At 39.6% G+C, this 26,374-nt stretch carries 28 protein-coding genes and 1 pseudogene; 26 read left to right on the forward strand and 3 right to left on the reverse strand.

Annotation, left to right across the window (positions count from 1 at the left end; genetic code table 11):
- The first annotated feature begins 27 nt into the window (after positions 1-27).
- From CFS04_RS05935 to CFS04_RS06055, 24 genes and pseudogenes are all read left to right on the forward strand, one after another.
- On the forward strand, positions 28-606 hold the full coding sequence (locus CFS04_RS05935; RefSeq protein WP_088809702.1) for a thymidine kinase: 579 nt from the start codon (positions 28-30) through the stop codon (positions 604-606).
- A 16-nt stretch (positions 607-622) separates the two neighbouring features.
- Positions 623-1,699: a peptide chain release factor 1 gene (prfA, locus tag CFS04_RS05940; RefSeq protein WP_088809703.1), complete on the forward strand. Its 1,077-nt coding sequence runs from the start codon at positions 623-625 to the stop codon at positions 1,697-1,699.
- On the forward strand, positions 1,689-2,546 hold the full coding sequence (prmC, locus tag CFS04_RS05945; RefSeq protein ID WP_088809704.1) for a peptide chain release factor N(5)-glutamine methyltransferase: 858 nt from the start codon (positions 1,689-1,691) through the stop codon (positions 2,544-2,546). Before prfA ends, prmC begins: the two co-directional genes overlap by 11 nt.
- 320 nt (positions 2,547-2,866) lie before the next feature.
- A complete protein-coding gene (locus CFS04_RS05950; RefSeq protein ID WP_088809705.1) occupies positions 2,867-3,895 on the forward strand; it encodes an L-threonylcarbamoyladenylate synthase in 1,029 nt (342 codons plus the stop codon).
- Positions 3,896-4,049: 154 nt separating this feature from the next.
- A complete protein-coding gene (gene glyA, locus CFS04_RS05955) occupies positions 4,050-5,291 on the forward strand; it encodes a serine hydroxymethyltransferase (RefSeq protein WP_088809706.1) in 1,242 nt (413 codons plus the stop codon).
- Between the two features lie 136 nt (positions 5,292-5,427).
- Positions 5,428-6,057, forward strand: a complete 630-nt coding sequence (upp, locus tag CFS04_RS05960) for a uracil phosphoribosyltransferase (RefSeq protein WP_088809707.1) — start codon at positions 5,428-5,430, stop codon at positions 6,055-6,057.
- Between the two features lie 17 nt (positions 6,058-6,074).
- Positions 6,075-7,214: a non-hydrolyzing UDP-N-acetylglucosamine 2-epimerase gene (wecB, locus tag CFS04_RS05965; RefSeq protein ID WP_088809708.1), complete on the forward strand. Its 1,140-nt coding sequence runs from the start codon at positions 6,075-6,077 to the stop codon at positions 7,212-7,214.
- Positions 7,215-7,969: 755 nt separating this feature from the next.
- Positions 7,970-8,370 (forward strand): annotated as a pseudogene (locus tag CFS04_RS05975) (ATP synthase subunit I).
- A 6-nt stretch (positions 8,371-8,376) separates the two neighbouring features.
- Positions 8,377-9,093 (forward strand): F0F1 ATP synthase subunit A, encoded by a 717-nt coding sequence (atpB, locus tag CFS04_RS05980; protein ID WP_088809711.1) that lies wholly within the window; start codon positions 8,377-8,379, stop codon positions 9,091-9,093.
- Positions 9,094-9,144: 51 nt separating this feature from the next.
- Entirely contained in the window at positions 9,145-9,363 is a 219-nt protein-coding gene (atpE, locus tag CFS04_RS05985) for a F0F1 ATP synthase subunit C (protein WP_003723467.1), read from the forward strand.
- A 96-nt stretch (positions 9,364-9,459) separates the two neighbouring features.
- Complete coding sequence (gene atpF / locus CFS04_RS05990) at positions 9,460-9,969, forward strand: F0F1 ATP synthase subunit B (protein ID WP_088809712.1); 510 nt, start codon at positions 9,460-9,462, stop codon at positions 9,967-9,969.
- Complete coding sequence (locus CFS04_RS05995; RefSeq protein WP_088809713.1) at positions 9,966-10,505, forward strand: F0F1 ATP synthase subunit delta; 540 nt, start codon at positions 9,966-9,968, stop codon at positions 10,503-10,505. The genes atpF and CFS04_RS05995 overlap by 4 nt, the downstream gene beginning before the upstream one ends.
- 27 nt (positions 10,506-10,532) lie before the next feature.
- Positions 10,533-12,047 (forward strand): F0F1 ATP synthase subunit alpha, encoded by a 1,515-nt coding sequence (gene atpA, locus CFS04_RS06000; RefSeq protein WP_088809714.1) that lies wholly within the window; start codon positions 10,533-10,535, stop codon positions 12,045-12,047.
- Between the two features lie 38 nt (positions 12,048-12,085).
- Positions 12,086-12,958 carry a F0F1 ATP synthase subunit gamma gene (locus CFS04_RS06005; protein ID WP_088809715.1) on the forward strand — a complete coding sequence of 291 codons (873 nt, stop codon included), beginning with the start codon at positions 12,086-12,088 and terminating at the stop codon, positions 12,956-12,958.
- Positions 12,959-13,013: 55 nt separating this feature from the next.
- Positions 13,014-14,435 (forward strand): F0F1 ATP synthase subunit beta, encoded by a 1,422-nt coding sequence (gene atpD / locus CFS04_RS06010; RefSeq protein WP_088809716.1) that lies wholly within the window; start codon positions 13,014-13,016, stop codon positions 14,433-14,435.
- Between the two features lie 21 nt (positions 14,436-14,456).
- Complete coding sequence (locus tag CFS04_RS06015) at positions 14,457-14,858, forward strand: F0F1 ATP synthase subunit epsilon (RefSeq protein ID WP_088809717.1); 402 nt, start codon at positions 14,457-14,459, stop codon at positions 14,856-14,858.
- Between the two features lie 103 nt (positions 14,859-14,961).
- Positions 14,962-15,195: a DUF1146 family protein gene (locus CFS04_RS06020; RefSeq protein WP_088809718.1), complete on the forward strand. Its 234-nt coding sequence runs from the start codon at positions 14,962-14,964 to the stop codon at positions 15,193-15,195.
- Positions 15,196-15,374: 179 nt separating this feature from the next.
- Positions 15,375-16,673, forward strand: a complete 1,299-nt coding sequence (gene murA, locus CFS04_RS06025) for a UDP-N-acetylglucosamine 1-carboxyvinyltransferase (protein ID WP_088809719.1) — start codon at positions 15,375-15,377, stop codon at positions 16,671-16,673.
- Between the two features lie 134 nt (positions 16,674-16,807).
- Complete coding sequence (mreB, locus tag CFS04_RS06030; RefSeq protein ID WP_088809720.1) at positions 16,808-17,797, forward strand: rod shape-determining protein MreB; 990 nt, start codon at positions 16,808-16,810, stop codon at positions 17,795-17,797.
- 13 nt (positions 17,798-17,810) lie between these two features.
- Positions 17,811-18,242, forward strand: a complete 432-nt coding sequence (gene fabZ, locus CFS04_RS06035) for a 3-hydroxyacyl-ACP dehydratase FabZ (RefSeq protein ID WP_088809721.1) — start codon at positions 17,811-17,813, stop codon at positions 18,240-18,242.
- A 261-nt stretch (positions 18,243-18,503) separates the two neighbouring features.
- Entirely contained in the window at positions 18,504-18,866 is a 363-nt protein-coding gene (locus CFS04_RS06040) for a single-stranded DNA-binding protein (RefSeq protein ID WP_088809722.1), read from the forward strand.
- A gap of 129 nt (positions 18,867-18,995) precedes the next feature.
- The gene (locus tag CFS04_RS06045; protein ID WP_088809723.1) at positions 18,996-19,736 is read left to right on the forward strand and encodes a WecB/TagA/CpsF family glycosyltransferase; all 741 of its coding nucleotides are present in this window, start codon (positions 18,996-18,998) and stop codon (positions 19,734-19,736) included.
- On the forward strand, positions 19,733-20,845 hold the full coding sequence (gene menC, locus CFS04_RS06050; RefSeq protein ID WP_088809724.1) for an o-succinylbenzoate synthase: 1,113 nt from the start codon (positions 19,733-19,735) through the stop codon (positions 20,843-20,845). Before CFS04_RS06045 ends, menC begins: the two co-directional genes overlap by 4 nt.
- A gap of 20 nt (positions 20,846-20,865) precedes the next feature.
- The gene (locus CFS04_RS06055; RefSeq protein WP_088809840.1) at positions 20,866-21,915 is read left to right on the forward strand and encodes a glycosyltransferase family 4 protein; all 1,050 of its coding nucleotides are present in this window, start codon (positions 20,866-20,868) and stop codon (positions 21,913-21,915) included.
- A 36-nt stretch (positions 21,916-21,951) separates the two neighbouring features.
- Here CFS04_RS06055 and CFS04_RS06060 read toward each other — a convergent pair whose 3' ends face one another.
- From CFS04_RS06060 to CFS04_RS06070, 3 genes are all read right to left on the reverse strand, one after another.
- The gene (locus CFS04_RS06060; RefSeq protein ID WP_088809725.1) at positions 21,952-23,007 is read right to left on the reverse strand and encodes an LCP family protein; all 1,056 of its coding nucleotides are present in this window, start codon (positions 23,005-23,007) and stop codon (positions 21,952-21,954) included.
- Between the two features lie 219 nt (positions 23,008-23,226).
- A complete protein-coding gene (locus tag CFS04_RS06065) occupies positions 23,227-23,769 on the reverse strand; it encodes a GNAT family N-acetyltransferase (protein WP_088809726.1) in 543 nt (180 codons plus the stop codon).
- Between the two features lie 4 nt (positions 23,770-23,773).
- A complete protein-coding gene (locus CFS04_RS06070; protein ID WP_088809727.1) occupies positions 23,774-24,406 on the reverse strand; it encodes a YigZ family protein in 633 nt (210 codons plus the stop codon).
- Between the two features lie 364 nt (positions 24,407-24,770).
- Here CFS04_RS06070 and CFS04_RS06075 point away from each other — a divergent pair, with 364 nt between their 5' ends.
- A complete protein-coding gene (locus CFS04_RS06075) occupies positions 24,771-25,457 on the forward strand; it encodes a response regulator transcription factor (protein WP_088809728.1) in 687 nt (228 codons plus the stop codon).
- An 18-nt stretch (positions 25,458-25,475) separates the two neighbouring features.
- Positions 25,476-26,330, forward strand: a complete 855-nt coding sequence (locus tag CFS04_RS06080) for a DegV family protein (RefSeq protein ID WP_088809729.1) — start codon at positions 25,476-25,478, stop codon at positions 26,328-26,330.
- Positions 26,331-26,374: the final 44 nt, after the last annotated feature.

A 26,374-nucleotide genomic window follows, 5' to 3' on the forward strand; every position in this document is an offset into this window, starting at 1 on the left:
AAGAGTTTAAGAAAAGGGGCAAAGGTGATGGCGCAGTTATTTTTTAGATACGGGGCAATGAATAGCGGTAAAACAATTGAAATTTTAAAAGTGGCTCATAATTATGAAGAGCAAAATAAACCAGTTGTGATTTTTACATCAGGAATTGATGACCGCGATAAGGTGGGCGTGATTTCTAGCCGTATTGGTTTAAAACGTGATGCGACACCGGTTTTCTCGGATACGAATATTTTTGAAGAAGTGAAAAGAATGCATCCACGACCATTTTGTGTGCTTTTAGATGAATCGCAGTTTTTAGAAAAACATCATGTGTTTGAACTGGCCAATATTGTGGATGAATTAGGGATTCCAGTTATTGCGTATGGTTTGAAGAATGATTTTCAAAATGAGCTTTTCGAAGGATCGAAATATTTACTACTCTATGCGGATAAAATCGAAGAAATGAAAACGATTTGTTGGTTTTGTGCCAAAAAAGCAACGATGGTTTTACGTGTAGACGACCAAGGGAAGCCTGTTTATACAGGAGAACAAATTTTAATTGGTGGAAATGACCAGTACTATCCAGTTTGTCGGAAATGTCACGCTCATCCGCCGATAGCAGATTAAGTGAGGTGCTAAGAATATGTATGACCGATTACAAGCGGTGGAAAACCGCTACGAGGAACTAAATGAACTTTTAAGTGATCCAGAAGTTGTATCTGATCCAAAGCGTTTGCGTGATTTGTCAAAGGAACAGTCGGGAATTGCTGAAACGGTTGAAACTTATCGTCATTATAAAGAAGTGACGAGTCAAATTGAGGAAACAAAAGAGCTTCTTTCGGAAAAGCTCGACGACGATATGCGCGAAATGGCGAAGGAAGAACTTTCTGGCTTGCAGGAAGAAAAAATAGAGCTCGAAGAAAAAATGAAACTTTTACTTGTACCCAAAGATCCAAATGATGATAAAAACGTTATTATGGAAATCCGCGGGGCGGCGGGCGGCGATGAGGCGGCTTTATTCGCTGGTGACTTATTCCGAATGTACAGTCGCTATGCAGAATCGCGTGGCTACAAAGTAGAAATTATGGACGCAAACCCAACCGGAATTGGTGGCTACAAAGAAGTTATCGCCATGATTACAGGTGACGGAGCATATTCTCGCCTAAAGTACGAAAACGGCGCTCACCGTGTTCAGCGTGTCCCAGAAACCGAATCTGGCGGGCGCATTCATACGTCCACGGCAACCGTTGCAATTTTACCAGAAGCGGAAGATGTTGAAATCGATATTCAAGATAAAGATATTCGCACAGATACGTTCGCCTCAACTGGGGCTGGCGGACAAAGTGTCAATACGACGATGTCAGCCGTTCGATTAACACATATTCCGACTGGGATTGTGGTGTCCATGCAAGATGAACGTTCACAAATTAAAAATAAAGAAAAAGCGATGAAAGTTTTACGCGCACGTGTTTTTGACAAGTTTGAAAGCGAAGCGCGCGAAGAATACGATGCAACGCGTAAATCGGCTGTTGGAACAGGCGACCGCTCGGAGCGGATTCGGACATACAACTACCCGCAAAATCGTGTGACGGATCACCGCATCGGCTTAACGATTCAAAAACTCGACCAAATTATGGAAGGGAAATTGGATGAAATTATCGATGTGCTCATTTTGGAAGATCAAACGAGCAAGCTGGAGCATTTAAACGATGCAGAATAAAACAATTTCTTCGGTACTAAAAGAAGCAAAACAAATTCTAGAAGAGCGGCATTTAGATCTAAATGCCGCTGAAATTTTACTTGAAACACGCCTAGAATACACAAGGTCAGAATTGTGGACGCGCCTTTCGGATGGGCTTTCTGCTGAAAGCGAAGCGCAGTTTCAGGCGGATTTTAAACGTTATTTAGACGGTGAGCCCGTCCAGTACATTTTAAATACAGCGCCATTTTATGGTTTTGATTTTTATGTGGATCAAAACGTGCTTATTCCACGTCCGGAAACGGAAGAACTCGTTTTGCTTGCAGAACGAGTAGCCCAGAAAGAAGCGATACGCACGGTTTTAGACATTTGTACAGGAAGTGGAGCAATTGCTGTCGCGCTGAAAAAAAGCGTGCCACGTCTCACTGTAGCGGCTTCAGACATATCCAAAGAAGCTCTTTTAGTAGCAGAAAAAAATAGCCGAGTTTTAGAAGTGGAAGTGGAGCTCGTTCAGACCGATTTAGTAGCAGCGTTCAAGGCGGCAGCCCGAACTTTTGATATGATTGTTGCCAATCCGCCGTATATTGCGGAAGTCGAGCGAAAAGAAATGTCCGATTATGTGTTGAAAAATGAACCAGAGCTTGCGCTATTTGCCGAAAACGAAGGCTTAGCAATGTATGAGCGCCTCGCTAATGATTTACCCCAGCTAGTCAATGAAAAGTTTTGGATTGGACTTGAAATTGGTTATGCACAAGGCAAAGCCGTCCAAAAATTATTGCAAAAAAGTTTTCCACAAGCAGAAGTAGTTATCCACAAAGATATTAACAATAAAGATCGCATTGTGGTTTGCTCAAATATGTTGGTATAAAGACGTTCCTGCGAAGGTGCGTCTTAAATTTTATTTTCATCTGTGGATAACAATTTGTGCAAAAAAATATTTTTAACCAAATTTTAATATTAAAAATCCACTTATCAACACATTTATTAACATTATCCACAGGTTCACAAAAACTTATCCCCATTGACAAAATTATTATCCACAGAATGTGGATAACTGATTTAGTTTTATATTTGGCGTAATTTCCCAGTTTCATCGGAAATATGCCGATTTTTTTAGTTAGACGGGTGAAAAAAAGCTTTAAAACGGTTAAAATAGAGAATAGAAGTCAAAAAAGGAGTTTTTCAAAGATGGAAACGAAACTTTGGAATATTGATCAAGGCAAACAGATTTATAACGAAGCAGCAGAGCTTCTAAGAAACGGCGAAACAGTCGCATTCCCGACAGAAACCGTGTATGGCTTAGGAGCAGATGCAACAAATGAAAAAGCCGTACAGAAAATTTTTGAAGCAAAAGGACGCCCGTCTGATAATCCGCTTATTGTCCACATTGCGAGTGCGAGCCAAATGGACGAGTTCATCGAGCGAATTCCTAAAAAAGCACAAAAATTAATTGATGTGTTTTGGCCAGGGCCTCTTACGCTTATTTTGCCAATGAAAAAAGGTAGTATTGCGAAAAATGCAACCGCTGGATTAGATACAGTCGGTGTGCGGATGCCTGTTCATCCAGTAGGCTTAGAATTGCTTCGCCTAACAGGGCGCCCAGTAGCTGCCCCGAGTGCTAATCGTTCTGGACGTCCAAGTCCAACAACCGCTCGGCACGTAGAAGAAGATTTAACCGGAAAAATTGCCGCCATTATTGACGGCGGAAGCACAGGCGTAGGCTTAGAATCAACTGTTATCGATTTTGCAGAAGAAATACCAACTATTTTGCGCCCTGGTGGCGTATCAATCGAACAAATTGAAAAAGTTATCGGTCAAGTGAAATCAGCTAAAAATATTGAAACAAAAGAAGAAACCCCAAGAGCACCGGGCATGAAATATACCCATTACGCCCCTGAAGCACCAGTTTATCTCGTAAAAGGCGATATTGCTTTTTGGAAAGAGCAAATTAAACAGGCTGAGGAAAATGGCGAAAGTGTTGGCTTGCTAGTTTCAGATGAACTCGCCAGCGAAATTAATGCGTCCGTAAATATAATTAAAATCGGCAGCAAACAAAAAATGGAAGATATCGCAAGACGCTTATATGACGGCTTACGTCTTTTTGATCATACAGACGTAACGCTCATTTTAGCAGAACCATATGACAGAGATGGAATTGGTGAAGCGATTATGAACCGTTTAGAAAAAGCAGCTGGCAATAAATACTTAACTAACTGAATGAGTTGTGGAGCGGTTTTTCTGAGTGAAACGCTTCACTTTCAAAATTTACTAAAAAATCGCAAAAAATACTTGATTTTCATCCAGATTCAAGTAATATTATGGATAATACAAAAATTCACACTATAATAAAAAAAGGATGGGGGTCCTCGTATTGGTTTATCTGCAAAAGCAAGACAAGGAAGTTTTTGATGCGATTCGTTTAGAACTTGGAAGACAAAGAAATAACATTGAGTTAATTGCATCTGAAAATTTTGTTAGCGAACAAGTGATGGAAGCTATGGGATCGGTACTGACAAACAAGTATGCAGAAGGATATCCGCGTAAACGTTACTATGGTGGTTGTGAGTACGTGGATATTGTGGAGGACTTAGCAAGAGATCGTGCCAAACAATTGTTTGGTGCTGAATATGCCAACGTGCAACCGCATTCCGGAGCACAAGCGAATATGGCCGTTTATCAAGCTGTATTAACGCCTGGGGACACTGTTCTAGGGATGAATTTAGCGCACGGTGGACATTTAACGCACGGAAGCCCAGTTAATTTTAGTGGCTTATTGTACAATTTTGTTGAATATGGTGTGAGTAAAGAAACGAAGCAAATTGATTATGATATTGTAAGAGCAACAGCGTTAGAACACAAACCAAAAATGATTGTCGCAGGGGCAAGTGCTTATCCGCGCGCCATTGATTTTGCGAAATTCCGTGAAATTGCGGATGAAGTGGGCGCATACTTAATGGTAGACATGGCGCATATCGCTGGTTTAGTGGCGGCAGGCCTACATCAAAATCCTGTAGAATATGCCGATTTTGTAACGACAACCACACATAAAACGTTGCGTGGCCCACGCGGCGGTCTTATTTTGGCGAAAGCTGAATGGGAAGCAAAAATTAATAAAGCCATCTTCCCAGGCATTCAAGGTGGTCCGCTAATGCACGTCATTGCTGGTAAGGCGGTTGCCTTTGGCGAGGCACTTCAACCAGAATTTAAAACGTATGCGGCACGGATTATTGAAAATTCGAAACAGCTTGCTAAGACGCTTGAGGAAAATGGGGTTCAAGTTTTAACTGGCGGCACGGATAATCATTTATTACTCATTGATTTAAATCAGTTGGGAATTACAGGCAAGGCAGCCGAAGAGGCGCTTGATAGCGTTGGAATTACGGTCAACAAGAACGCCATTCCATTTGAAACGGAAAGTCCGTTTGTAACGAGCGGCATTCGTGTTGGGACAGCAGCAATCACGACACGTGGCTTTGACACGGCCGCAACGCAAATCGTCGGTGAGCTTATTGCCAAGGTCTTGCATAACTTAGAGGACGAAAGTGTCCTAGAGGAAGTCGGAACGCAGGTAAGCGAATTAACAAGCCAATACCCGCTCTATCCGGAGCTTTAAACAGTATAAAGAAGTGGATCTTTTCGGTCTGCTTCTTTTTTTTGTTAAAAAGTAATAGTTTTTTGTATTGCACTCGTGCGATGTTCTGATACAATAATGTAGAGGTAATTTTTGAATTTAAAGGAGAGAGAAGAAAATGGCGGAAGTACATGTTTTAAATCATCCACTTATCCAACACAAATTAACGATTATTCGAGATAAAGATACGGGGACAAAAGCGTTCCGTGAACTTGTTGACGAAGTGGCAACTTTAATGGCTTATGAAATTACGCGCGATATGGAACTGGAAGAAGTGGAAGTGGAAACGCCAATTCAAGTGACAAAAGCGAAATCACTTGTAGGGAAAAAGCTAGGCGTAGTCCCCATTTTACGCGCAGGACTAGGACTTCAAGATGGCATTCTAAAACTGATTCCAGCAGCGAAAGTCGGACACGTCGGTCTATACCGCGATCACGACACACTTGAGCCAGTTGAATATTTTGTTAAGCTACCATCTGACGTGGAGGAACGACTTTTCATCGTCGTGGATCCAATGCTTGCAACAGGTGGCTCCGCAATTATGGCCATTGATGCACTTAAAAAACGCGGGGCTAAAAACATGAAATTTATGTGTCTTGTCGCTGCACCAGAAGGCGTAAAAGCCTTGCAAAAAGCGCATCCAGATGTGGAAATCTACATTGCTGGATTAGATGAAAAACTAAACGAAGAAGGCTACATCGTACCTGGTTTGGGCGATGCAGGAGATCGTTTATTCGGAACGAAATAACCTAAGGAGTCTGTATGATGAAAAAGATTAAAGTCATGAGTGTTTTTGGAACACGACCAGAAGCGATTAAAATGGCGCCGCTCGTTTTAGCATTAGAAAGCGCACCCGAAAAATTCGAGTCGACGGTCGTTATTACCGCGCAACATCGAGAAATGTTAGATCAGGTACTTGAAATCTTCAAAGTAAAGCCAGACATAGATTTAAACATTATGCAAGCAGGCCAAACACTTAGCGACATCACGTCGCGCGTTCTATCTGGACTAGTTGAGGTTATTCGCGAGCAAAAGCCCGATATCGTGCTCGTTCACGGAGATACAACGACAAGTTTTGCGGCGGCACTAGCAGCCTTTTATGAGCAAACCGCTATCGGACACGTTGAAGCAGGCCTAAGAACATGGAACAAATATTCACCTTTTCCAGAAGAGATGAACCGCCAGCTAACGGGCGTAATGGCTGACTTGCATTTTTCACCAACAGAAACATCGAAAGAAAACCTTTTACGCGAAAATAAAGTAGAAGAAACGATTTTCATAACAGGGAATACCGCAATCGATGCACTGGAAACTACCGTTCAAGACAACTACAGTCATCCGATTCTGGATAAATTAGGCGACAACCGTCTTATTCTTATGACCGCGCACCGTCGCGAAAATTTAGGTGCCCCCATGCAAGGCATGTTTGAAGGAGTGCGCCAAATCGTCGAGGAAAGAGAAGATGTTGAGCTTGTTTATCCGATGCACAAAAATCCTGCAGTGCGCGAAAAAGCAATGGCAATTTTAGGTGGCCACGACCGAATCCACCTCATTGAACCGCTTGACGCAATTGATTTCCATAACTTCTTAAAGAAAGCCTACCTTGTATTCACAGATTCCGGCGGCGTCCAAGAAGAAGCGCCTGGCATGGGCGTTCCCGTCCTAGTCCTGCGCGATACAACTGAACGCCCCGAAGGAGTCGAAGCCGGCACGCTAAAGCTAATTGGTACCGCAAAAGAATCGCTAATCAAGGAAGCTCTTCTTTTGCTCGATTCCAAAGAAGCACATGATAAAATGAGTCAAGCGGCCAATCCGTATGGTGACGGAGAAGCCTCCAAACGGATTTTAGAAGCAATTTCGCATCATTTTAATGGGACGAAGCGCCCAACTGATTTTAAAATATAAGATTTAAGCGACTACGTTTTGTGGTCGCTTTGATGTAGAAACAAAATGAAACCGCATTATTGTTACAGATGTGTTACATGATCAGATTTGACTAGAGGTTTTGGTGAACATGTGATAAGATGTTCAATGTTATAAACTAGAGAGCCCAAAAAACTAGCTTTTCATTTAACCTAGGGATAGAACGCTGTAAAGCATTCATACGAATCCCGCCGGCACTTGTGCTGACAGAATTTAGAGGATGCTTGGGCGTTATATAATTAGGATGATGAATCATGGTTTTTTCCGTTCTTTTATTGGGAAAGAACTTTTGGTTTGCGTTGTTTGCAAAATAATGAAGTCTTTTGCCAATATAGGTGAAAGCTTTTTTTATTTTAGCGTTGTTTGTGAAAATAAACACGATACGAAATCAAATTATAGCACGGTTCTTTTCAGCGAATCGGAGGTGTTTATTTTTGGTAGATTCCTTGTAAATGAGATTTTTAGCTTTTTTTAACAAAAACGCAGTCAAATATTTTATGCCTTCGCTAGATTATGGTACTATTATCTAGTAAGAATATGATGGTTTTGTGAAAGTATATTGACTTTTCCCTTTTTTCTGTTGTATTCTTAGAACTGACACGCTGATAAGGCTTTCATGTGTCGCGAGGAAATAAAAATAGTTGTAAAATGTGTCTGTTTTCACAAAGTTTTACAACTTGCTCCGAATGATGAAGCAATTTGGGAAATACAACTGAAACAGAAAGGACTGCAACTACATGTTAGAATCGCTAATAGGAATGTACCATCGTCATCAGAAGTATCTTGTTATTTTTATTGCTCTATGCCTCATTGGATGGTTTCTCACGCCATATGTACATATTTTCTTAGGGCTAAAACTGGGACTAATCGTTGGCTGGTTTAATTACTGGCTGCTCATGAGACGGACGCAGGCAATGACAAGGGCACTGGCTGAAAACAAAAGATTTTATGGTATGGGAACAACAGCAAGAATGGGGAGTATGGTACTTGCGACAATGATCGCAACTCAAATTCCTGAATACTTTCATATCTATAGCGTGATAATTGGTCTAGGGATTGCCTATGCAGTCATCTTTTTAGATTTCATACTCTATTCCTTATATCGGAGAAAAAAAAGTTAACAAAAAGAGAGGGGTGAACCAAATTGGAAGAAAACTTTCCCGTGGTCCGTTTCTTAGGATTAGATTTCAATTTATCTAATGTCCTAATGATTTCTATTACTTGCATTATCGTTCTAGCAATTGCTATTCTCTGTACACGGAACTTAAAACGCCGGCCTACAGGAAAACAAAATTTCATCGAATGGGTGATGGATTTTGTGCGCGGTATTATCAACAGTAATATGGACTGGAAAACTGGTGGAAGATTTCATGTGTTAGGTATTACTCTAATAATGTTTATTTTCGTGGCAAATATGCTGGGGGTTATTACTTCCGTTTCTGTTCACGATGAAGTATGGTGGCGTTCACCCACAGCTGATCCAATTGTAACTTTAACACTTGCCATTATGGTATTGGCACTAACTCATTATTATGGTGTTAAAATGCGAGGATTCAAACATTATTTTGTGGGCACATACTTTAGCCCAATGAAATTTCTATTTCCATTAAAATTAGTGGAAGAATTTGCCAACACATTAACACTTGGATTGCGGCTCTACGGTAATATATTTGCCGGTGAAGTTTTGCTTACTATTATCGCAACACAACTTGCGCATATTAATGTGTTTACCGGAGTTCTTGCTATTATTCCGGCACTTGCATGGCAAGGGTTCTCAGTATTCATCGGAGCAATCCAAGCCTATATTTTCACAATGTTAACAATGGTTTATATGTCACACAAAGTTAGTGATGAACATTAAGCAATTCGTATAAATTAAAAATAAAACAAGAATTTGAGGAGGATATTAATTATGTCTTTAGGTGTTATTGCAGCTGCAATCGCAGTAGGTTTAGGTGCACTGGGTGCAGGTATTGGTAATGGTCTTATTGTTTCTAAAACAGTCGAGGGGGTTGCTCGTCAACCAGAAGCTCGTTCCATGCTACAAACAATCATGTTTATCGGTATCGGTTTGGTTGAAGCCCTTCCTATCATCGCAGTCGTAATTGCGTTCATGGTACTGAATAAATAATCAGTCATCAAAGAAAATCGGGGAATCTCACCCCGTTTCTTTGAGTAAACGAAATGCGAGGTTTTTAGCGAATGTTTGGAAAGGAGTGAAACAGACGTGTTACAACCACATTTAGTCTTAGGTAGTTTTACAGTCGGCGATAGTTTCTTTACGTTATTCACATTTGCACTTCTATTGGTTCTCATTCGTATTTTTGCATGGAAACCACTTATGAATGTGATGAAAGAACGGGAAGAACACATCGCTTCAGAAATAGATTCTGCAGAAGAAAGTCGCACACAAGCGGAAAGCTTACTTGCAGAACAACGCGAAGTACTAAAACAAGCACGTGTTGAGTCGCAAACTATGATTGAAAATGCCAAGCAACTTGGTGAAAAAGAGCGCGAAGAAATCATTAAAGCGGCACGTCAAGAATCAGAACGATTAAAAGAAGAAGCCAAAACCGAAATCGTTCGCGAAAAAGAAGATGCTATTTCTGCACTTCGTGAACAAGTCGGCTCTCTATCCGTTCTAATTGCATCGAAAGTTATCGAGAAAAATCTGGATGAAAAAGCACAAAGCGATTTGATTCAAGATTACATCGAAAGGCTAGGCGATGACAAATGAGTAAGGATTTGGAAGTTGCAAGTCGCTATGCCACGGCTATTTTTCAAGTAGCTGAAGAAAAGAATCTTGTTGCGCAGTTTAAAGAAGAACTTTCCACCGTGAAAGAAGCTTTAACGACGAATCCAGATTTTGTAAAACTACTTGAAAATCCGACACTTACGACTGAGCAAAAGAAAAGTCTTGCCAGCGCCGTTTTTAAAGATGTTAACGAAACGCTTCGAGATTTTATCTTTCTATTAATTGATCGTGGTCGTGAAGATTATTTAATGGTCATTGCCGACGTCTACGCGGCGCGTGTAAATGATTTAGAAGGTATAGCGGAAGCAGATGTTTACTCTGTTGTCCCACTTTCTGACGCAGAACAAGCAGCTATTTCGGCAGCTTTTGCGAAAAAATTAAATAAGAACAAACTTCATATTCGAAATCATGTAGATAAATCCTTATTAGGTGGCATCCGTGTGGTTATCGGAACCCGTATTTATGATGATAGTCTAAAAACGAAATTAAAGGACATGGAACGGCAAATAAAAGCCTAGTTCCCGTTTTAACGAGGGGTGAAATTGATGAGCATTAAGGCTGAAGAAATCAGCTCCATTATTAAGCAGCAAATCGAGAACTATCAAAGCGAATTAAAAGTAAGTGAAGTAGGAACTGTTACTTATATCGGTGATGGTATCGCGCGTGCTCATGGACTTGATAATGCAATGGCCGGAGAACTATTAGAATTCTCAAATGGTGTAATGGGTATGGCCCAAAACTTGGAAACAAATGATGTCGGTATCATCATTTTAGGCCCTTACACTGAAATTCGTGAAGGCGATGAAGTTCGTCGTACAGGTAAAATTATGGAAGTACCAGTTGGTGATGCGCTCATCGGGCGTGTTGTTGACTCACTAGGGCAGCCAGTTGATGGCCTAGGCCCAATTGAAACAACAGGTACCCGTCCAATTGAAGCAGTTGCACCAGGCGTTATGCAACGTCAATCAGTTTCAGAGCCACTGCAAACTGGTATTAAAGCAATTGATGCCCTTGTGCCAATTGGTCGCGGACAACGTGAACTTATTATCGGTGACCGTCAAACGGGTAAAACATCCGTTGCCATTGACACCATTTTAAACCAAGCTGACCAAGATATGATTTGTATTTATGTCGCAATCGGCCAAAAAGAATCAACAGTTCGTACAGCTGTTGAAACTTTACGTAAACATGGTGCGCTCGACTACACAATTGTAGTAACCGCAGCCGCATCACAACCAGCGCCTTTACTATATCTAGCTCCTTATGCTGGTGTAGCAATGGGTGAAGAATTCATGTATAACGGCAAGCACGTTTTAATCGTATATGATGATTTATCCAAACAAGCGGCAGCTTACCGTGAACTTTCCTTGCTACTTCGTCGTCCTCCAGGTCGTGAAGCTTATCCAGGGGATGTTTTCTACTTGCATTCCCGTTTGTTAGAGCGTGCAGCAAAACTAAGTGATGCACTTGGTGGTGGCTCCATTACAGCTCTTCCGTTTGTTGAAACACAAGCAGGGGATATTTCCGCTTATATTCCAACAAATGTTATCTCTATTACTGATGGACAAATCTTCTTGCAATCTGACCTATTCTTCTCGGGCGTAAGACCAGCGATTAATGCCGGACTTTCAGTATCCCGTGTTGGTGGATCAGCGCAAATTAAAGCTATGAAAAAAGTTGCCGGAACACTTCGCCTTGATTTAGCCGCTTATCGTGAGCTAGAATCCTTCTCACAATTCGGGTCAGATTTAGATGCAGCAACGCGTGCCAAGCTAGAACGTGGTAAACGCACAGTTGAAGTGTTGAAACAAGATTTACACAAACCTTTAAAAGTAGAAAAACAAGTTTTAATTTTATATGCATTGGTGCACAACTATCTGGACGATATTCCAGTTCATGACGTTCTCCGTTTTGAGTCCGAAATGAATACATGGTTCGACCATAATCGTTCTGAATTGCTAGAAGAGATTCGTACGACAAAATCTCTTCCTGATGAAGAAAAACTAGATAGCGCACTAAATGAATTTAAAAATACTTTTGTTCCAAGCGAGGAAAAATAAATTTTTTCGAATTGGAATATAAAAGGTGGTGAAAATCTTTGGCATCTTTAATTGATATAAAACAACGAATTACATCGACGAAGAAAACCAGTCAAATTACGAAAGCGATGCAGATGGTATCGGCTTCGAAACTTGGAAAAGCGGAATCAAATGCTCGTGCTTATGCGCCTTACGTTTCCAAAATCCATGATGTTGTCACGCATATTGCTGCGACAGGAAACAGTTCCGACCATCCCATGCTAGTTTCAAGACCTGTCAAGCGAACAGGTTACATCGTGATTACTTCTGATACAGGGCTCGCTGGCTCGTACAATAGTTCTGTAATTAAAGAAGTATTCCAAGAAATTTCGACCAAGCATAGTTCTAGTGAAGAATATGCGATTATCGCGATAGGGCGTAATGCCCGTGATTTCTTCAAAACACGCCAGATGAATATTGTCCTTGAAGTTCAAGGAATCTCAGATCATCCAGCATTTGCTGAAATCAAAGATATTGCAAGTAATGCCGTTCAAATGTTTGAAGACGGTGTGTATGATGAAGTATTTGTTTACTACAATCATCACATTAACTCGATTTCAAGCGAGCTTCGCCGTGAGCAATTACTTCCGCTCACACAGTTCAAAGATGCAAGCGCAGAAACCGAAAAAGATTTAACCGTCTACGAATTTGAACCTTCCGAACAAGAAATTCTAGAAGTTCTACTACCTCAATATGTAGAAAGCTTAATTTTCGGGGCGCTACTCGATGCCAAGGCAGCTGAACACGCTGCTAGAATGACTGCAATGAGAAGCGCGACTGATAATGCACAAGATTTAATTGGTGACTTGTCACTTCAGTATAACCGTGCTCGCCAAGCTGCGATCACACAAGAAATTACCGAAATCGTTGGTGGTGCAGCCGCGCTCGAATAGTAAGCTATTTGAAACGACTTAACCTGCGAAACCGTAAGTAAGGAGGAAAAATCGCATGACGAAAGGACGAGTAATCCAAGTAATGGGTCCAGTTGTAGACGTTAAATTTGATGGCGGAAATTTGCCTGAAATCTACAATGCCCTTACAGTGGAATATCAAACTCAGTCAAAAGAACAAGCTACAAATCATCTTACTTTAGAAGTTGCTATCCAATTAGGAGATGATGTCGTTCGTACAATTGCAATGGCATCCACTGATGGAATTCAAAGAGGTATGGAAGTAGTGGATACAGGCAGCCCGATTACGGTACCTGTTGGGAATATCACGCTAGGTCGTGTATTTAATGTTTTAGGAGATACAATTGATTTAGATGCCCCAATTTCGAATGACGTTGTACGCAACAAAATTCACCATTCAGCACCAACTTTTGACCAACTATCCACAACAACAGAAATTCTTGAAACAGGAATTAAAGTTGTAGATTTATTAGCACCATACGTAAAAGGTGGTAAAATCGGCTTGTTCGGTGGAGCCGGCGTAGGTAAAACAGTACTAATCCAAGAGCTTATCCATAATATCGCTCAAGAACATGGTGGTATTTCGGTATTCGCTGGTGTTGGAGAACGTACGCGTGAAGGTAACGACCTTTACTTTGAAATGAAAGATTCTGGTGTTATTGAAAAAACAGCCATGGTATTTGGCCAAATGAATGAGCCACCTGGTGCGCGTATGCGTGTTGCTTTAACAGGTTTAACAATTGCTGAATATTTCCGTGATGTAGAACACCAAGATGTTCTATTATTCATTGATAACATTTTCCGTTTCACCCAAGCTGGTTCAGAGGTTTCTGCCTTGTTAGGTCGGATGCCATCTGCCGTAGGTTATCAACCAACTTTGGCAACTGAAATGGGTCAGCTTCAAGAACGTATCACGTCTACAAATGTAGGCTCGGTTACTTCTATTCAAGCGATTTATGTGCCAGCCGATGACTATACGGATCCGGCTCCGGCAACGACCTTTGCCCACTTAGATGCAACGACAAACCTTGAACGAAAATTAACTGAACAAGGTATTTATCCAGCGGTAGATCCGCTTGCTTCTACTTCACGTGCGCTTTCTCCAGAAATTGTTGGAGAAGAGCATTATGAGGTTGCAACTCAAGTACAACAATTATTGCAACGCTACAAAGAATTGCAAGACATTATCGCGATTCTAGGTATGGATGAATTATCTGATGAAGATAAGCAAGCTGTTGCACGTGCGCGTCGCGTTCAATTCTTCTTGTCACAAAACTTCCATGTTGCTGAACAATTTACAGGTCAATCCGGTTCCTACGTTCCTGTAAATGAAACAGTAAAAGGCTTTAAAGATATTTTAGCTGGTAAGTATGACCACATTCCTGAAGATACTTTCCGTTCAGTAGGACGTATCGAAGAAGTTTTGGAAAAAGCTAAAACTCAAGGAATCGAAGTTTAATAAAAACAGGAGGAGATACGTGTGAGTGAACTAAACGTTAGTATCGTTACTCCAGATGGCCCTGTTTATGAAGGTAAAGCAAATATGGTTATCGCCAGAACCAAGGCCGGTGAACTCGGTATCTTACATGGTCACGTACCACTTGTAGCACCACTTAAAATCGATGTTGTTCGATTGAAGCAAGAGTCAGGTGAAGAATGGATTGCTGTTAATGGTGGCTTTATGGAAGTGAACGGCGAGGAAGTCAATATTCTGGCTGATACTGCCGAGCGTGAACAAGATATTGATATTGATCGTGCAGAGCGTGCGAAAACGCGTGCGGAAGAACGATTACAACAAGCTAAAGATCAAAAAGTGGATGAAATCATGGCTCAAGTTGCTTTGCAAAAAGCCATTAACCGAATTCACGCGAAAAAACATTAAATCTGTAAAGTCCCATTATTAAATGGGGCTTTTTCGTGTCTTTTTACTGCTTTTTTTGGTAAGATGAACAAGTGTTTATTTTCTTAATAAAGGTGTGTTTAATTTGTACAACGTTGTCATGGAACAACCAGCAACTATCATTATTTCTCATCTCTTGTTCATTGTTATCGTATTTTGGGCATTGCAAGCTGTTCGGTATGAGAAATTTATCAGTAAAAATCGAGTGATTCAAGCAAGGCTCTTATTTGCAATTCTCTCTATTGTTATTGGTTATTTATTAAGCAGTTTCTTCTTAGAGTTTTTATCAGCATTTAAGCAACTTACGCAATTACTTTAATGAAATGTTTAGAAATTGTGAAATCGGTAAATAAACATAGAGTATAGATTGTTTTTTAGTTAAATTATGTTGATATTTGAGTGGCAATGATGTTAAAATGATTTAGATGTGTATTAAATTCCATATAATTAAATTAAAAATAGATTTTTTGAAGTTTGACTAACGCGGAGGGATATATTTTGGAAAAAATGATTGTACGTGGAGGGAAAAAGCTAACTGGTAGCGTAAAAGTTGAAGGCGCGAAAAACGCTGTATTGCCAGTTATTGCTGCTACACTCCTTGCGAGTAAAGGTAAAAGTGTGTTAACAAATGTTCCTAGTTTATCGGATGTATATACAATTAATGAAGTGTTGAAGTACTTACAAGCAGATGTAACGTTTGAAGGCGATGTTGTGACTGTTGATGCAACAGGTGAAATTTCATCTGATGCTCCTTTTGAATATGTCCGTAAAATGAGAGCATCCATTGTTGTTATGGGTCCTTTATTAGCGCGTACAGGTAGTGCACGAGTTGCACTTCCAGGCGGATGTGCAATTGGTTCACGCCCTGTAGATCTTCATTTGAAGGGTTTTGAAGCTATGGGAGCCACGGTGAAAATCGAAAATGGATATATTGAGGCTACTGCTGACCGCTTAAAAGGTGCAAAAGTTTATTTAGATTTCCCAAGTGTTGGTGCAACTCAAAATATTATGATGGCGGCAACGCTTGCTGAAGGAACAACAGTTATTGAAAATGTTGCGAGAGAACCTGAAATTGTTGATTTAGCCAATTTCTTAAACCAAATGGGCGCACGTGTTATCGGAGCCGGTACAGAAGTTATTCGTATTGAAGGTGTACAAGAATTGACTGCAACAGAACATTCTATCATTCCAGACCGCATTGAAGCAGGCACTTTCATGATTGCAGCAGCCATTACACAAGGTAATATTTTTATTGAAGATGCTGTTCCAGAACATATTAGCTCACTTATTGCTAAGCTTGAAGAGATGGGTGTGCAAATTATTGAAGAAGAAACCGGCGTTCGAGTTATTGGTCCGGAAAAATTAAAAGCTGTCGATGTTAAAACAATGCCGCATCCAGGGTTTCCAACAGACATGCAGTCGCAAATGATGGTCATTCAAATGCTTAGTGAAGGAACTAGCGTGATGACGGAAACAGTTTTTGAAAATCGTTTTATGCATGTGGAAGAGATGCGTCGTATGAATGCAGATATGAAAATTGAAGGGCATTCAGTTATTATTAATGGTCCTGCAAAGCTTCAAGGAGCTGAAGTTGCGGCAACAGATTTACGTGCTGCTGCTGCCCTCATTTTAGCTGGACTTGTTGCAGATGGCTATACACAAGTAACGGAATTAAAATATTTGGATCGTGGTTATAATGACTTCCATGGTAAGTTGAGAAGCTTAGGCGCAGACATTGAACGTGTTTCAAATGAAGTTATTAATGAAAAAGGGTTAGAAGCTATTTTTGCAAAATAATTGCTGAGTGAGAACTTTCTTCTGGAAAGTTCTTTTTTTATTTTAAAAAAAGTTTTCGACTAGAAGTAAATTATGCTATAATTCAAAATGTGAGAGTAGTGACTGTTAGACAACAGAGAAAGGGGTAATAAATTTTGGCTAAAGATGTTGGAATCGATTTAGGAACAGCTAATGTATTAATTCATGTAAAAGGTAGAGGTATCGTAATTAATGAACCCGCGGTAGTAGCCGTAAATAATAAAACTGGGGAAGTCTTGGCAGTAGGAACAGAAGCCTATAATATGGTTGGTCGTACACCAGGTGATATTACCGCCATTAAGCCAATGAAAGATGGCGTTATTGCAGACTTTGATATTGTTCAAGAAATGTTACGTTTCTTTTTACAAAAATTAAATCTAAAAACATTCTTTTCCAGACCACGTATTTTAATTTGTTGCCCAACAAATATTACTTCTGTGGAGCAAAAAGCAATCAGAGAAGTTGCTGAAAAAAGTGGCGGGAAACAAGTCTTTTTAGAAGAAGAACCGAAAGTTGCGGCAATTGGCGCAGGTATGGAAATCTTTGAGCCAAGTGGAAATATGGTTGTTGACATTGGTGGTGGGACAGCGGATATAGCAGTTCTATCCATGGGTGATATCGTAACAAGTCAGTCAGTCAAAGTTGCAGGTAACCAGTGGGATCAAGATATCCTTCAGTACATAAAACGAAAATACAATTTATTAATTGGTGAGAGAACTGCAGAAACATTGAAGATGACTATTGGAACTGCAGTAAAAGATTTGAAAAAAGAAACTATGGATATTCGTGGTCGCGATTTAGTTAGTGGGCTGCCTCGAACGGTCACAGTATCAAGTGACGAAGTGGAAGAAGCATTGCACGAGTCATTGCAAAATATCATCCACTCTGCTAAACAAGTATTAGAAAAAACACCACCTGAATTATCCGCGGACATTATTGATCGAGGAATCATCATGACAGGTGGGGGTTCATTGCTCCATGGCTTAGCTGATTTAATGTCAGAAGAATTAAAGGTGCCAGTTTTAATTACTGAAAGTCCACTTGATGTTGTAGCAATTGGAACAGGAGTGCTTCTAGAATCACTAGGTAAAAAGAAACGCGGTTAGAAAGGTGCTAATTATGTTAGATATAAAGCAAATAAAAGAAATTTTGCCACATCGCTATCCATTTTTACTTGTTGATCGAGTTGTTGAAATGGAAGCCGGCAAACGAGTAGTAGCAATAAAAAATGTTTCTGTGAATGAACCCTTTTTCAATGGGCATTTTCCTGAATATCCTGTAATGCCAGGAGTTCTTATTGTTGAAGCATTAGCGCAGACTTGTGGAATTGCGATTGTGCAAGGTCCTGAAAACAAAGGGAAAATCGGTTTGTTTGCAGGAATCGATAAATGCCGTTTTAAACGTCAAGTTGTTCCTGGAGATCAGTTGAAATTAGAAGCTGAAATCACGCGATTGCGCGGGGCACTTGCTAAGGCAAATGTAAAAGCCACAGTTGAAGGCGATGTCGTTTGTGAAGCCGAGATTATGGTTGCACTAAGCGACACCGAATAATGATAGAGAAGAGTCTAACCTTAAAAAGTTAGGCTTTTCTTATGCTATAAATTTCTGTAGTTATCGTAGCACGAAATAAAAAAAATGAAAAATACCTAAAATGATAATTTGAAGGGGTAAAAAGTTTTGAAAATAAAAAAATACGTAAGAAAATCAATTGATTTTGACATTTTAGTTGCTCAAAATGTAATTTTAATGTTTTTACAAAAAAAGTGAGGTCTTGTATGATAGTTCAAAATTAGGAAATGAGGTATTTTGAGAATGATAAATCAAGTAACGATTGTAGGCAGACTTACGAAGGACCCCGAATTGCGCATAACTTCTGATGACAAAGTGGTACTAAATTTCACTTTGGCATTAAATCGATTTGGAAAAGCGAAGCGCTTTGATCAGGACGCTGATTTTGTGCCGTGTGTCGCATGGGGAAGAAGAGCAGAAGAAATGTGTAATTACTGCGAAAAGGGCATGCTAATTGGACTTGTGGGGGAGTTGCAAACAAGAAGTTATGTCAATAAAGATGAAAATCGAATTTATGTCATGGAAGTGTTAACTAGAAAAATAAGGTACTTAAATTCCAATAGACCGAATTTTCTAGAGAAATCCTCCACAGAAACAACACAATAATCTAAGCAGTTGCAATGGTTTAAAGCCACATGCAAATATGTGTGTGGTTTTTCCGCTATCAGTATAGGACTTCAACAGCTTTTATGGTAAACTAAAGTATAATCTTCAATAAAACAGGAGTTAGAAATTATGACCGCAAAAAATGTTGAAATCTTAGGAATCCCCTTTATACATACAACACAAGCTGATTTCATAAGGCAACTTTTACAAGATTCTTTAGAACATAAAAAGCGCTTTGTCGTGACGGCGAATCCTGAAATCGTGATGAACACGAGAAGTGATGCTGACTTTAAGCAAATTGTGTTAAAGGCGGATTATATTACGCCGGATGGTGTTGGAATTATTATGGCCGCTAAGCGTCAAGGAAGCCTGCTACCTGAACGGGTGACGGGATTTGATACGATGCAAGGTGTTTTAAAGGAAGCTTCACATCATGGCTTAAAAGTGTATTTTTTAGGCGCTAAGCCAGAAGTGAATGAGGCACTTAAAGAAAAATTGAAGAATAGTTTTCCTAAACTAACAGTGGCCGGTTGTAGACATGGCTATTTTAACTTGAAAGAAAGTGCGGAAATTGCTCAAGAAATTAAAGCATCCAATGCTGATTTTATTTTTGTGGCATTAGGATCGCCAGCACAAGAGAAATGGATTATGTCGCACTTCAGTATGTTTGAAAAAGGGATATTTATGGGTGTAGGAGGTTCTTTTGATATTTTGTCTGGAACAATTAAAAGGGCCCCAAAAATCATTATAAAACTCCGAATTGAGTGGATATATCGCTTTGTAACTAATCCATCAAGATGGCGTCGTTTTTTTGCAATTCCGCAATTTATGCGAGCTGTAAATCGTGAAAATAAGAGGGTGCGAAAATGAGAATTCAAGGCGCGAAACTTTTTAAAGTAAGTCTACCACTTAACGAGCCATTTCGAACAAGTTATGGCATTTTGGAGGAGAAAACATTTTTTCTTATAAAATTAGTGGATGAAAATGGAATGGCTGGATACGGAGAGCTAGACGCGTTTCTTTTGCCAGATTATACCGAGGAAACATTAGATACAGCTGCATACATTATTCGAACGATTTTACTCCCAGGGCTGAAAAGAAAAACGCTAACAAAGCCAAGTGATGTACGTGAACTTTTTTCTTGGATAAAAGGGAATGAAATGGCTAAAGCTGCGATTGATTCGGCGTGCTATGATTTGTTTGCTAAGCGTAGTCGCGTTTCGCTAGCTGCCTATTTAGGTGCGAAGCGAAGGGTAGTTCCAGTTGGCGTGAGTATTGGTATTCAAAACTCGGCGTCAGAACTGGTTTCGCTTGTTCAGAAATATGTAGACGAGGGATATAAACGTGTGAAGGTGAAAATTAAACCGGGTTCAGACTTGGAATTTTTACAAGCAGTACGATTGAATTTTCCGGACTTAATTCTGATGGCCGATGCCAATTCGGCTTATACACGTGCTGAAACGTCGCTTTTTCAAAAGATGGATGAACTTCGTCTTGCCATGATTGAGCAGCCTTTTGGCGTGCGTGATTTAGCGGATCATGCCTTTTTACAAAAACAAATTCGAACACCTATTTGTTTGGATGAAAATATTCGTTCTACAGCAGATGTATTTCAAGCGCATGAGTTTGGTAGTGCGAAAGCAATTAATCTCAAGATGGCGCGTGTCGGTGGTCATACTGAGGCGCTTGAAATCACGAAGTTTTGTAAGCAAAACGGACTAATTGTATGGTGCGGAGGGATGTTTGAGGCAGGAGTCGGACGTGCGCATAATTTGGCACTGGCAGCTCGGGAAGAATTTCAGTTTCCAGGAGATATTTCAGCTACCAAACGTTATTTTAAACATGATATAATAAAAGAGAATTTTGAACTTGTAGATGGAGAAATTGAAGTTCCGCGTGGTCCCGGGCTTGGAGTTCAAATAGACGAGAAAAACTTGCAACGATTTACACAAGCCGAATGGGAGATTTTGCTAGGTTAGAGAATGGAGCTGAAACAGATTTGTTCATATGGGGTATCGTAACTTTTTTGATGGGGGTTATTTTAATTCCAATTGTGCGTAAATTTGCAATTTGGATAGGTGCGGTCGATGCGCCGCGGGAACGACACAGCCATAAAAAGGTGACACCGACACTTGGTGGTCTTGCAATTTTTATAAGCTTTTCAATCGGTTTTTTTCTAGCGCCAATTGATAAAACGGGCTTTTTACCAGTATATATAGGGGCTTTAATCATTATTGCTACGGGAATTATTGACGATATTATTGAATTGTCACCTAAGCTGAAGCTTCTAGGGCAGTTACTTGCAGCGTTTTGTGTAACGGTCTGGGGAAATGTTGTTATTGAATTTATTAATGTTCCGTTTTATGGACAACTCGATTTTGGTTGGTTGGCGATTCCGATTTCTATGATTTGGATTATTGCTATTATAAATGCGTTAAATTTAATTGATGGTCTTGACGGGCTTTCAAGTGGGATTTCAATCATTGCATTAATGACAATCGCTGGTATGGCACTTATTTTAAACGATGCGTTTGTAGCTCCAGTTGCGCTGCTTCTCGTTGCAGCGGTTTTGGCCTTCCTACTTTTCAATTTTCCTCCAGCCTCGATTTTTATGGGGGATACTGGCGCGCTTTTTCTAGGTTATATGATAGCGGTGCTTTCGCTAATGGGGTTTAAAAATGTTACCTTTATTTCGCTATTAGTACCACTTATCATCCTAGGGGTACCGCTTTCCGACACGTTTTTTGCCATCATTCGTCGGTTGAAAAAAAGAACGCCGATTTCTGCAGCAGACCGCTCGCATATTCACCACCGACTCATGGCGCTGGGCTTCACTGAACGGCAAACAGTTCTGCTCATCTATTGTATGGCACTTCTATTTTCGCTTACTGGATTTGTATTTTCGTTCTCAACGACATGGGGCTCTGTTATCCTCCTTGCATTACTTCTCGTATGTATTGAGATTGTTGTCGAATTTATCGGGCTTATCGGTGAGGATTATCGTCCTGTTTTAAATGTACTTCAAAAAATTCATCGAAAACGAAAATAACCCTAAGCCGTGTGAGGCTCAGGGTTATTTTTATCATTATTCGCTACTAGAAGATGAACTATCATTTGGATCTTTGTAAGGTGCTGCGTTTGGGAAAGGGGAAGTGATGCTTAGTTCATTTGCAAACTCATTTGCAACACTTTCCACAGAATTCTCATCAAGAGCGTAATAGTATACGCCGTTTTGCGGAGAATCTTGCCCTTCTAAGTTTAGAGATTTCATTTCAATTGAATTGGTCATACCGAATTTTGCAATAGAAAGCATTTGATTAAATGTTAGGTTCGTTTTCATATTTTCGCCAACAGCGTCAATGATGCTTGAGTATTTATTGATGGATGAGAATTTTGTAGCTTCTTCAACGATGGCTTCAATAATTAATTGCTGGCGTTTTCCACGTTCAATATCATTATCAATATGGCGTGTTCTAGCAAGAGCCAGCGCTTCTTCCCCGTTTAAACGTTGCTTACCTTTTTCGAGTGTGATTGCACCAGCTTCATCTTTTGAGTTTTGTTCTGTAAAGGAAACAGGAACATCAACAGTGATGCCGCCAAGGGCATCGATAATCTTAAGGAAAGCATCGAAGTCAAAACGAACATAGTAATCAATTGGAATTTGGAATTTTTCTTCGACGGTTTGCATAGTTAGCTCAGGACCGCCATAAGCGTGAGCAGCATTTATTTTTGTATATTTGTCAATGCCTTTTTTGTCTGATTGAATATGAACATAGGAGTCTCTAGGGATGCTGGTCATTTCTACACGAGCATCTTTAACGTTTACTGTGGCTAAAATAAGTGAATCGCTTCGAGGATTACCATCAGAGGCGCGTTTTTCGCTTGTGTCGACACCGATAATTAAAACAGAAAAACTATCTTTAATCGGATCAATATCTTTTGTTCTTAAAGTTGAAGCCTGCCCGTTTCGGACGTTATCGTATGAATTATCTGCAGCTAATTTTGTTTTGCTAAATAAGAAAGTACCATATCCTACACCAACTAAAATGACAAGCATAATTGGTATGAGTATCCAGTAAAGTATCCTGCGACGGCGTTTGTATTTGGTTGCACGCTGGCGACCGTTAAAGCCATTATCCATTATCTTTTTCTCCTTAAAATGTCGTTTTCATTTGCTAACAACAAACATAAACATAATTGTACCATTTATAAGCAACCAGTTTGTTACATAAAATTTAAGATTTCCTAAATTTTAGCTGTCTTTTGAAATTATAGTACTCATCTTTACATTATACCTAACTATTTATGAAAAAAACATCGAAAACATACAAGCTTTCAAAAATGTAATATAAATGAAAGCTTACTTTTGGCTAAAATAAAACTTGTAAATAAAAATTGGGCTTACATTTTGTGTGTAAAGATCAAGCTCCGAAGTTTTGGTAGTGAGCTTAAAACCAAGCTTTTCTAGTAGGAAAATAGAAGCTGTGTTTTCAGGGAGAACTTTTGCAGAAACACCAGAAAAGGTTAAACAGTTTTGAATTTGTTTGAAAAAAGCCTTTAATAATTCTGTCATAAAACCGTTGTTCCAAAATTCTTTAGCAAGCTCATAACCAACTTCGAGAGTATTATCTAATGAATTGAATTCATTAATGCCAAGTGAGCCGATAATTCGATTGTTAAAAAAGATTGTATAACGGCAAGCATGTGGTTCTGCTTCAATGGCTTTTATCATTTCCTCGGCTTGACGGACAGTTGTAAATTGTTCGATATTCATGTATTCAGCGACTTCCATATCTGACCAAATTGTAAATAAAGCAGGTGCATCAATGATTGACGTTCGCTTCATCTGCAATCTATCTGTTTGAATGATAGCTGGAAGAGCCTGAAAAAAATCTGTACGCATTTAATTAAACATCCTTCTCACGATATTTTTGTTCTCCTTCTGTACAAGAAACTTGTCCACTAGAAATTTCTGTTAGCCATGCTTTAAAAGAAGATAAATCATCTTGGTCAACAAACACAGATAACGTTACCATTTCTGTAAACTGCTTATCCATAAGCTGGTAATTTCTTTGCTCTAGAAGATTTTCAAATTTACCTAGTTGACTATACTCGATTGTAAAATGAACAATAGTAGCTAATTTGCGTTCCACTATACCAATTTCATCACAAGTTTTGCTAACAGCGCCACCATAAGCGCGAACTAAACCGCCAGCACCTAACTTTGTACCGCCAAAATAACGAGTGACAACAGCCACAACGTTTTTTAGCTGTCGTTTTTTCAACACTTCAAGCATTGGAACGCCAGCTGTTCCGCTTGGTTCCCCGTCATCATTCGCTTTTTGGAATTCATCTCTCGCACCAATAAGGTAGGCAGAGCAATTATGAGTAGCATTCCAATGTTCTTTTTTTATTTGCGCAATGAAATTTTGAGCCGTGGTCTCATCTTCTGCTCGTGCAATATAACAAATAAAGCGTGATTTTTGTATAATCGTTTCGCATTCGCCTTGTTCTTTAATCGTTAAATATTGTTCTAACATAGTTTCCTCCTAACAAAATAGAAGTTCATAGTTGCTTTCATTTTAGCCGAAATAAAGTAGCTTGTATATAATTTTTTTTAGCAAAGATATCCTTCTTGATGAAGCGGGATTAAATTCATGTTATAATAAATTATACTATTACTTTAGATAGAGATATTGCTGAAAATATCTTTTCATATAGGCAAAATGAAACATATCTTCAGAGTGGAAAAGGATAATGAATAGCAGTAATAGAATTTGTTTCAAGAGCAGATGAAGGAAACTTACTATAGGTGTATTTAAGGGGATACTTTAGGGCTAGAAAACCAACAATGATTACAAACGGTAAATGAATTTTGGTTAAATCAGAGGAGGAAGTATTTATATGACTCTCAAAATTATGATTGTCGACGATCACCAATTGTTTCGCGAAGGAATTAAACGAATTTTAGAGTTAGAAGACTCGTTTGATGTCATTGCAGAAGCAGAAAATGGAAAAAATATCGTTGCGAAAGTTAGAGAATACAAACCAGATATCGTCCTAATGGATATTAACATGCCAACAGTTAACGGCTTAGATGCAACAGAAATGTTAGTAAGACAATTTCCAAGTATTAAAGTAATCGTATTAACTATCCATGATTCAGATGAATATGTTACCGAAGCTCTTCGCTCCGGTGCAGTGGGGTATTTACTAAAAGAAATGGATGCAAAAGAACTTGTGGATGCCATTAAAATTGTAGATGCGGGCGGCGCATACATTCACCCTAAAGCTGCAATTAAGCTTATTCGTGAATATCGCCATTTAGCAAGCACAAATACAGCGCAAGGCATTTATGGTTATCAACAACCCGAAGTGAAAATGCCACTCCATATTTTAACGCATAGAGAATGCGAAGTTCTCCAATTACTTACAGATGGAAAAAGTAACCGTGGTATTGGAGAAACTCTATTTATAAGTGAAAAAACGGTTAAAAACCACGTTAGCAGTATTTTGCAAAAAATGAAAGTGAACGATAGGACGCAAGCTGTTGTAACAGCCATAAAAAATGGCTGGGTTTACATCCGTTAAAAGGTTCAGGGGGAAGCCATGTCAAAAGAAAAAATTGCAATTGTCACAGATAGCACAGCCTATATACCAGCCGAATTGATTGAAAAGTACCAAATTCATGTGGTGCCTCTTTCGGTCATCATTGATGGCGTTGCCTATAAAGAAGAAGTAGAATTAAGTACAGCCGATTTTTATAAAAAGGTAAAAGAATCAACCAATTTCCCTACGTCTTCACAGCCTGCGCCAGGGGACTTCATTACACTTTTTGAAACCCTCAAGCAAGAAGGCTATAACAAAGTGCTTACTATCCACTTAACAAGTGGAATTAGTGGGACCTACCAAAATGCAGTGACTGCAGGCAACTCGGTTGACGGCGTTGAAGTTATCGGCATTGATTCGGGAATTGCTTGCATGGCTCAAGGCTCAATCGTATTAAGTGCCGCTCAAATGGTTGCGGAAGGAAAAAACGTATCCGAAATTTTAGCGCACATCGAAGCCATTCAAAATACCATGGATGCGTATTTCATGGTTGATGATTTAAATACTTTACAGCGCGGCGGACGCTTAACGGGAGCTCAGGCTATCATCGGAAGCTTGTTGCAAATCAAGCCGATTTTGCATTTCCAAGATAAACAAATCGTTCTTTTTGAGAAAGTGCGCACGCAAAAAAAAGCATTGAAGCGGATTGAAGAAGTCCTGAAAGAAGCAGTTCAAAAAAATGAGGCGGAACAAGCTTATGTTATTCATGGAAATGCGCCTGAAAAAGGGCAAAAATGGTTAGATGAGTTACAAAGCATGTTTCCAGAAGTTGAATTTCACCTCAGCTATTTCGGCCCAGTTATCGGCACGCACTTAGGCGAGGGAGCACTAGGCCTCACATGGTCAATTAAATAAACTTAAAAACTTGGTGATTTAGATCACTGAGTTTTTTTGTATAA

Origin of the sequence: Listeria sp. ILCC796 (assembly GCF_900186175.1) — a bacterium.
In the GTDB taxonomy this organism is placed as follows: domain Bacteria; phylum Bacillota; class Bacilli; order Lactobacillales; family Listeriaceae; genus Listeria; species Listeria goaensis.